9 protein-coding genes are annotated in these 8,043 nt (G+C 69.2%); 6 read left to right on the forward strand and 3 right to left on the reverse strand.

Features of this window, described 5'->3' with window-relative positions:
- On the reverse strand, positions 1–583 hold a 583-nt coding region (locus tag BN11_RS24120), incomplete at its 3' end, for a TetR/AcrR family transcriptional regulator (RefSeq protein WP_201329286.1).
- A gap of 40 nt (positions 584–623) precedes the next feature.
- Here BN11_RS24120 and BN11_RS16350 point away from each other — a divergent pair.
- From BN11_RS16350 to BN11_RS16370, 5 genes are read left to right on the forward strand one after another with little or no spacing between them, the layout of a single operon-like run.
- A complete protein-coding gene (locus tag BN11_RS16350; protein WP_048699421.1) occupies positions 624–1,922 on the forward strand; it encodes an acyl-CoA dehydrogenase family protein in 1,299 nt (432 codons plus the stop codon).
- Complete coding sequence (locus tag BN11_RS16355; RefSeq protein WP_048699422.1) at positions 1,919–2,716, forward strand: SDR family NAD(P)-dependent oxidoreductase; 798 nt, start codon at positions 1,919–1,921, stop codon at positions 2,714–2,716. Before BN11_RS16350 ends, BN11_RS16355 begins: the two co-directional genes overlap by 4 nt.
- The gene (locus BN11_RS16360) at positions 2,716–3,789 is read left to right on the forward strand and encodes a phosphotransferase family protein (protein WP_048699423.1); all 1,074 of its coding nucleotides are present in this window, start codon (positions 2,716–2,718) and stop codon (positions 3,787–3,789) included. Before BN11_RS16355 ends, BN11_RS16360 begins: the two co-directional genes overlap by 1 nt.
- On the forward strand, positions 3,786–4,472 hold the full coding sequence (locus BN11_RS16365) for a histidine phosphatase family protein (protein ID WP_048699424.1): 687 nt from the start codon (positions 3,786–3,788) through the stop codon (positions 4,470–4,472). Before BN11_RS16360 ends, BN11_RS16365 begins: the two co-directional genes overlap by 4 nt.
- A gap of 11 nt (positions 4,473–4,483) precedes the next feature.
- Positions 4,484–5,236: an SDR family oxidoreductase gene (locus BN11_RS16370; protein ID WP_048699425.1), complete on the forward strand. Its 753-nt coding sequence runs from the start codon at positions 4,484–4,486 to the stop codon at positions 5,234–5,236.
- Between the two features lie 301 nt (positions 5,237–5,537).
- Here BN11_RS16370 and BN11_RS16375 read toward each other — a convergent pair whose 3' ends face one another.
- Positions 5,538–5,957 carry a type II toxin-antitoxin system VapC family toxin gene (locus BN11_RS16375; protein WP_048699426.1) on the reverse strand — a complete coding sequence of 140 codons (420 nt, stop codon included), beginning with the start codon at positions 5,955–5,957 and terminating at the stop codon, positions 5,538–5,540.
- A 47-nt stretch (positions 5,958–6,004) separates the two neighbouring features.
- Positions 6,005–6,238: a FitA-like ribbon-helix-helix domain-containing protein gene (locus tag BN11_RS16380; protein ID WP_048699427.1), complete on the reverse strand. Its 234-nt coding sequence runs from the start codon at positions 6,236–6,238 to the stop codon at positions 6,005–6,007.
- A gap of 188 nt (positions 6,239–6,426) precedes the next feature.
- Here BN11_RS16380 and hutH point away from each other — a divergent pair, with 188 nt between their 5' ends.
- Positions 6,427–8,004 carry a histidine ammonia-lyase gene (gene hutH / locus BN11_RS16385; RefSeq protein WP_407667989.1) on the forward strand — a complete coding sequence of 526 codons (1,578 nt, stop codon included), beginning with the start codon at positions 6,427–6,429 and terminating at the stop codon, positions 8,002–8,004.
- Positions 8,005–8,043: the final 39 nt, after the last annotated feature.

Genomic DNA, 8,043 nt, shown 5'->3' on the forward strand with positions numbered 1-8,043 from the left:
AGCCCGCGGCCTCGAGCGCCTGGAGGGCCTGCAGCGCGGCGACACAGTGCGCCGCCTCCCGCGCGGTGTCGGCGCCGGCGTGCAGGGCGCGGTCCTCGACATAGGCGACCCACGCGTGAGTGACGCCCGGGTCGAGGCCGGGGAGCGCGCGGCATACCAGTTCGGCGATGCCGGCGCGCAGCGAGGTGGCCGTCGCGCCCGGGTCGTCCTGGTCGTGCAGCGGCCCGGCTTGTCCGTAGACGAGCGCGAGATAGGACGCGCGCCGGCGCACGATCTGGGCGATGAGACGCTCGACGATCTGCCGGACCGCGGGGGCACCGGTCAGGCCCGCGTCGGGCCGCACCGTGCGCAGCACGCGTCGGCCGGCCGCCTCGACGACCGCCCGGTGGTATGCCGTCTTGCTGGGGAAGTAGTGGAAGAGCAGGCCGCGCGAGACGCCGGCCTCCGCCGCCACCTCGTCGAGGGAGAGTTCGAGCGCCGGGCGCTCGACGAACTTGCGCAGGCCGATGCCGACCAGTTGGCGGCGCCGCTCCTCGGGGGTCAGACGAACCCGACTCGTCGTGTGAGCTGACCGACTCGGCATGCTATTGAGCATTGCTCAATAGGACGCTAAGGTCAAGCACATGGACTTCGCCCCGTCACCGCGCGCCGCCGATCTGACCGCCCGCGTCCGTCAGTTCCTCGACGAGCGCATCGAGCCGGTGGAAGGGGAGTTGGTCGCCGACATCGAGGCGCGCCGGGCGCGCGGCGAGGATTCGTGGGCGGTCGATCCGCGGATCGAGGAACTCAGGGCCGCCGCCCGCGCGGAGGGGCTGTGGAACCTCTTCCTCCCCGCCGGCCACGAGGGGCCGTATGCCGCGAAGTTCGGCACCGACGGCGGCACCGGGCTGACCAATCTCGACTACGCCCCGGTCGCCGAGCAGATGGGCCGCTCCTTCATGGCTCCGCTGATCTTCAACTGCAACGCGCCGGACACCGGCAATATGGAAGTGCTCTTGAAGTACGGCTCCCAGGAGCAGAAGGACACCTGGCTGGAGCCGTTGCTGGACGGGCGGATCCGCTCGACCTTCTTGATGACCGAGCCCGCCGTCGCGTCCTCCGACGCGACGAATATGGCGGCGACGGCAGCCGTCGACGGCGACGAGGTCGTGCTCAACGGGCGCAAGTGGTGGTCCTCCGGTGCGGGGCATCCGGACTGCAAGGTCGGCATCTATATGGCCGTCACGGACCCGAATGCCGATCGCCACCACCGGCATTCGATGGTCGTAGTGCCGATGGATCACCCCGGGGTGAAGGTCGAGCGGATGCTGTCGACCCTCGGGCAGTTCGACGAGCCGCTCGGTCATGGCGAGGTGTCGCTGACGGATGTGCGCCTGCCGGTCGACCACATCATCGGCGGACCGGGACGGGCTTTCGAGATCGCCCAGGGCCGCCTCGGGCCCGGCCGGGTGCACCACTGTATGCGGCTGATCGGCTTGTCGGAGAAGGCACTTGAGCTCGCGCTCGAGCGGTCGACGACGCGCGTGGCGTTCGGCAAGCCTTTGGCGAATCTCGGGGGCAACCGGGAGAAGTTGGCGAAGGCGCGCATCGCGATCAACCAGGCGCGACTGCATGTCCTGCACGCGGCATGGAAGCTCGACACCTTCGGCACGGCCGGCGCGCTCTCCGAGGTCGCCGAGATCAAGGCCGCCGTGCCGTCCATGGCGTGCGAGGTGATCGACCTGGCCATCCAGTTGCACGGCGGCGGTGGCACCGGTCCCGACTTCCCCCTCGCCGCGGCGTATGCCGGGGCGCGTTCGCTGCGGCTCGCGGACGGGCCGGACGAAGTGCATCTGGGAGTCATCGGCCGAATCATGTTGGCGCCGTATGCCGCTCGCGCCGCCCAGCGTGCCGGGCAGAGCTCCGGCGGGGTCGCCCGGTGAGTCGTGAGACTCGCCGCGTCCTGATCACCGGCGGCGCGTCCGGGCTCGGGCTGGCGCTCGCCAAGGCCTTCCTCGCGCGAGGTGACGAGGTCCTCGTCGGCGACCTGGCGGACGAGCGGCCGGACGACGTGCCGGCGGAGGCGGCATACCGCAAGCTCGACGTGCGTTCGCAACAGGACTGGGACGCAGCGCTTTTGGAGGTCAAGGAGCGCTGGCGCGGTCTGGACGTCCTCGTCAACAACGCGGGTGTCGCCACCGGCGGGCGGATCGACGTCGAGTCGTTCGCCGACTGGCAGCGGGTCATCGACATCAACCTGATGGGTGTCGTGCGCGGCTGCCAGACGTTCGTGCCGCTGCTGAAGGAACAGGGCGAGGGGCGGATCGTCAATGTCGCCTCGCTCGCCGGGCTCGTGCATGCGCCGGCGATGTCGTCCTACAACACCGCCAAGGCCGGGGTGGTCGCCCTGTCGGAGACGCTGCGGTTCGAATTGGCGCCCTTCGGGATTCGCGTCAACGTCGTCTGCCCGGCGTTCTTCCGGACCAATCTGCACACGTCACTGCAGGGCAAGGACACCGAGGTGGAGGAGTCGGCCGTCAAGCTCATCACGCGAGCGGGGCCGGACGGCGACGTCATTGCGGCGAAGGTGATGTCCGGCATCGACAAGGACCGCAAGATCATCCTCACGGACAAGACTGGGTATGTCGCGTCGTGGGCCAAGCGGGTGGCACGCCCGGCCTATGACATCGCGATCGGGTCGTCTGGCCTCCGACTGGCGAAGAGGGGGAGCCTCTGATGGCCGAGTTCGTCGCGGGCGCCGGTGAGGTCCGCGCCGAGGACTCGTTCGATGCGGCGGTGGTGGCGGAATGGTTGCGCGACAACGCATCCGACGCGTCGGGCCTGGACGGTGCGCCGCAGGTGCAGCAGTTCAGCGGGGGCGCCTCCAATCTCACGTATCTGCTGCGCTGGCCCTCTCGCGACCTGATCGTGCGTCGCCCGCCGGCGGGCACGAAGGCCAAGGGCGCCCACGACATGGGCCGCGAATACCGCATCCAAGCCGCCCTGGCGCCGGTCTATCCGTTGGTGCCGCCGATGGTCGGCTACTGCGCGGACGAGTCCGTCATCGGCAGCGAGTTCTATGTGATGGAGCGGCTCGACGGGCTGATCCTGCGCCGCGACATCCCGGCCGGGATCGGGCTGGACACCGAGGCCGAGCGCGGGGCCTTGTGCGCGGCACTCGTGGGCGCCCTCGCGGACCTGCACGATGCCGACCTCGGCGCGACCGGGTTGCAGGAGCTGGATCGCGGTCCGGAGTACGTCGCTCGACAGGTCGGCGGGTGGTCCGAGCGCTATAGCCGGGCCCGGACCGAGGACGTCGGTGACTTCGAAGCGGTGATGTTCTGGCTGTCCGAGCACCAGCCCGCCGATCGGCCGCACACGATGATCCACAACGATTTTCGCTTCGACAACCTCGTCCTGGACCACGCGGAACCGGTCCGCGTCGTCGGCGTTCTCGACTGGGAGTTGGCGACCGTCGGTGACCCGTTGATGGACGTCGGCTCCGCCCTCGCCTACTGGGCGCAGGCGGACGACCCCGAGGCCATCCAGGCGATCCGGCTGCAGCCGACCAACGCCCCAGGGATGTGGACACGCGATCAGGTGTGGGCGGCATACGGTGCGCGGCGCGGGCTGGCGGTGAGCGAGAGCGAGCGGCGCTTCTACGAACTCTTCGGAACCTTCCGGCTGGCCGTCATCGCCCAGCAGATCTACTACCGCTTCTTCCACGGGCAGACCACCAACCCCAAGGCGGGCATGATGGGCCAGTTCGTCCGAATCCTCGACGCCCGTTGCACGGAGCTGCTGCCATGAGCCGGATCTTCCTCGTACGCCACGGCGAAGCGTCCTGGCACAGTGACGATTACGACCGGCTCACCGACCGCGGACACGCTCAGGCGCGCGCCGTGGGGGAGGAGCTGGTGGCGCGTCGCGTCGTCCCCGGCGTCGTGATGTCGGGGACGCTGCGCCGGCATCGCGAGACGGCGGCGGGGCTGTTGGCAGGAGCGCAGTGGCCGCTGACCGTCGTCGAGGACACCCGATGGAACGAACTCGACGCCGACGACATCATCCGGGTGCACGACCCCGAGCACGACACGATGACCGGCGCTCTGGCGCACTTCGCGGGACGCGGGGCGCCGCAGGATTTCGAGTCCTTCTTCGACCAGGCCATGGATCGCTGGCTCAGTGGGGACGGCGGGCACGTCGAGTCCTTCACCCAGTTCGTCGAGCGGGTGAACGCGGCACTGGACGCGCTCGTGGCCGGCCTCGCGCCGCAGGCAACAGCGGTGGTCGTCACCTCCGGTGGCGTGCAGAACGCCATCGCGTCGCAGATCCTCGGTGGTGGCTCCGACACGTGGCGGCGCATCTTCGGGATGTTCCCGAACACCGGTCTGATGCGCCTGACCCACGGCGAGCGCGGGTTGCGCCTGCGCTCACTCGGCGAACTCTCCCATCTGGAGCGCCAGCCGGACCTGCTCTCCGAACTCATCTATTGAGGGAGCCACCCATGACGACGATCCTCATCACCGGCGCCTCCTCCGGCCTGGGTGCCGAGATGGCGCGCCAGTTCGCCGCCCGCGGGCACGACCTCGCCTTGGCGGCGCGCCGTCTCGACCGGCTCGCGGAGTTGCGCGCCGAGATCCAGGCGCGGCATCCGGAGCGGCGGGTGGAGATCCGGGCGCTCGATGTCACGGACGACGAGCAGGTCTTCGCGGTCTTCCGGGGGTTCCGCGACGACTTCGGCGCCATCGGCCGGGTCATCGTCAACGCCGGGCTCGGCAAGGGTGCCCCGATCGGCACCGGCAGGTATGACGCCAACAAGGCCACAGCGATGACGAATTTCGTTGCGGCACTGGCGCAATGCGAGGCGGCAATGGAGATCTTCCGCGTCCAGAAGCACGGTCACCTGGTGATGATCTCGTCGATGTCCGCCATGCGCGGGATGCCCAAGACGATCACGACGTATGCCGCGACGAAGGCCGGTGTCGCCGCCCTCGCCGAGGGCATCCGCAACGAGATGGCCGGCGAGCCCGCGCTCGACATCGACGTGTCGGTGATCTATCCCGGCTACATCCGCTCGGAGATGAACGAGCGGGTCAAGCACACCCCCTTCATGGTCGACACCGAGACGGGCGTCAAGGCCATCGTCGAGGCGGTCGAGGCCAAGCGCGCCCACGCTCGGGTCCCCGCCTGGCCGTGGGTGCCCCTGGGCACCGCGATGCGCCACGCGCCGCTGAAGGTGGTGCGCAAGCTGACCTGAGGCGCCTTCGGCATAACCTGGCGACCTCGCCTTTGCCTCCGTGTCCTTCGGCGAGCCCGCACATCCCGATCGCGACGCGAATGGGTGTCTGGGTGGTGTCGGCCCAGAGGATCTCCGGGGTTGTTCCCGTCAGAGCGGGTGTCGACCCCACCGCGTCACCTATGAGTTCACGGGCTTCGGCAAAGTCCTCGACGTGGCCCACTGCGGGCTGAGCGTCACCCCGGAGTCAGCCGACATCGAGTAGGCACGATGAACGCGCGGCCGAGGCTCAGGCTGACGTCGGCCGGGCGTTTCTGATGGCTCACGGTGACCACGGATCCACCAAGTCGACGCCCGTGTGAAGAAAATCCGAGGTGTTCCGGGTCGCACACGTGGCGTGATGGGCGCGGCAGATAGCGGCGATCTGAGCGTCGGCCGTGGCGATCGGCAGGCCGGCCCGTTCGCGACCAGCGAGCACGTCCGCGTACGCTGCGGCGGCGGTCTCGTCGAAGGCCAGGATCGAGTTGGTGCCGCGAATGGGGCGCAGAGCCTCGTCGATGGCCGCACTCAAAGCCGTCTTCCGTTTGCCCTTCGGAAGGCGTTGAACTCCCGCGAGCAACTCGGCCAGGGTGACAGCCGTGATGGCGACGTCGCCGCTCAGAGCCTGCACCCAGGCCACCACGCGCGCCTCGGGCTGCGACCTGACGAGCTCGGAGATGACGTTGGTGTCGAGGACGATCACTCGAACTCCACGATCACTCGAACTCCACGATCACTCGAACCCCACGATCACTCGAACTCCACGGCCCGCGCGACATCGGTGCGCGCTGGTACAGGCAAATCGTCGACCCCGCCGACGGCTTGCGCGGCCTCCATCAACGCAATCCCGATATTGGGTCCTCGGGCAGCCCGAGTGAGGATGTCACGGACCTCGGCTTCCATGGACCGGCCGTGTTCGCGGGCCTGCTGGGCCAGTTGCTGCTTCACGGACTCATCGAGCCCGCGCACGATGATCGACGCCACTCCCCACCTCCCCAGTTGATATCACTCATGATAGCGTTGGTCCTTCCCGCGAGCGCTGAGCGCAGCACCCACCGAGCGGCGCTTCCGAGATCTGTATGCCGACGCACACGAGGATCTCGCCGATGGCACGGGGATCACCGACTCAGTCGCGCCTCCGGAACTCCACGTGAACGTGTTGGATAGGGTCCGTGACTTCAACGGTGATCCTCGGTGACGAACCCCTGACCATCGACCAGGTCGAGGCGGTGGCGCGGTCGGTGCCGCCCGGCAGCGACTATCTGGGCGAGCCGATCCACGTCGAGGTGAGCGAGGCGGCATGGGGGAGGGTGCGGCATACCCGCTCCGTCGTCGAAGGGCTGGCCGACGACACGGTGGCGCACTACGGCATCTCGACGGGGTTCGGCGCTTTGGCGACCATGCACATCCCCGTCGATAAGCGACATCAGTTGCAGCGCAGCCTGATTCGCTCCCACGCGGCCGGCGCCGGACCCGAGGTGGAGCGCGAAGTCGTGCGCGCGCTCATGCTCCTGCGCATCCAGACCCTCGCCACCGGGCGCACGGGCATCCGGGAGGAGACCCTGCGCGCCTACGTGGCGATGCTCAACGCGGGCATCACCCCCGTCGTCCACGAATACGGTTCCCTCGGCTGCTCCGGCGACCTCGCCCCGCTCGCCCACTGCGCGCTCGCGCTCATGGGAGAAGGGACTGTCCGCGACGCGGCCGGCGACCTGCGCTCGGCCGGCGAGGCGCTAGCCGCTAGCGGCATCGAGCCGGTCGACCTGGCCGAGAAGGAGGGCCTGGCCCTCATCAACGGCACCGACGGCATGCTCGGGATGCTCTGTATGGCGATCGCGGACCTGCGCGCGCTCGTCACCGTCGCCGACATCGCGGCCGCCATGAGCGTCGAAGGCCTGCTCGGCACCGACGACGTCTTCGCCGCCGATCTGCAGGCGCTGCGCCCGCAGCCGGGTCAGGCGTTCAGCGCCGCGAACATGCGGAAAGTGTTGGCGGTCAGCGAGATCCGCGATTCCCACCGCGACCCCGACGCCTGCACCCGGGTCCAGGACGCCTACTCGCTGCGGTGCGCGCCCCAGGTCGCCGGCGCCGTCCGGGACACCATCGACCATGCGGCGCGCGTCGCCGGCTGGGAGCTGGCGAGTGCCGTCGACAACCCCGTCGTCACCCTCGACGACCGAGTCGAGTCCAATGGCAACTTCCACGGAGCCCCAGTCGCGTATGTCCTGGACTTCCTCGCCATCGCCGCCGCGGACTTGGCGAGCATGAGCGAACGGCGCACCGACCGCTTCCTCGACAAGGCCCGAAACCACGGCCTGCATGCCTTCCTCGCCGACGACCCTGGCGTCGACTCCGGCCTGATGATCGCCCAATACACCCAGGCCGCAATGGTTTCCGAGATGAAGCGCCTCGCCGCGCCGGCGAGCGTCGACTCCATCCCCAGCAGCGCCATGCAGGAGGATCATGTCTCGATGGGCTGGGGCGCGGCCCGCAAGCTGCGCCGCTCCGTCGATGCCCTGACCCACGTGCTGACGATCGAACTGCTCGCCGCCGCCCGCGGCATACAGCTACGCGCACCGCTGCGGCCCTCCCCGGTAAGCGCGGCGGTCATCGCCGCGCTCGACGAGGTCACGCGGACGGCTCCTGGGCCCGACCGCATACTGGCCGACGACATCGCGGAAGCCGTGTATGCCGTGGCCGACGGCTCGCTCCTCGCTGCCGCGGAGGCAGCCGCCGGTCCGCTGAACTAGCCTCCGTCTTTCACGGGGCAGCGGTTTGATGACGTGAGG

The sequence above is a fragment of the Nostocoides australiense Ben110 genome (genome assembly GCF_001050535.1).
Lineage (GTDB): Bacteria > Actinomycetota > Actinomycetes > Actinomycetales > Dermatophilaceae > Nostocoides_A > Nostocoides_A australiense.

What these genes read in the sequence shown, in the direction of transcription:
- BN11_RS16350 (WP_048699421.1), top strand. Translation starts at nt 624, where the DNA reads ATGGACTTCGCCCCGTCACCGCGCGCCGCCGATCTGACCGCCCGCGTC.
- BN11_RS16360 (WP_048699423.1), top strand. Translation starts at nt 2,716, where the DNA reads ATGGCCGAGTTCGTCGCGGGCGCCGGTGAGGTCCGCGCCGAGGACTCG.
- BN11_RS16365 (WP_048699424.1), top strand. Translation starts at nt 3,786, where the DNA reads ATGAGCCGGATCTTCCTCGTACGCCACGGCGAAGCGTCCTGGCACAGT.
- BN11_RS16370 (WP_048699425.1), top strand. Translation starts at nt 4,484, where the DNA reads ATGACGACGATCCTCATCACCGGCGCCTCCTCCGGCCTGGGTGCCGAG.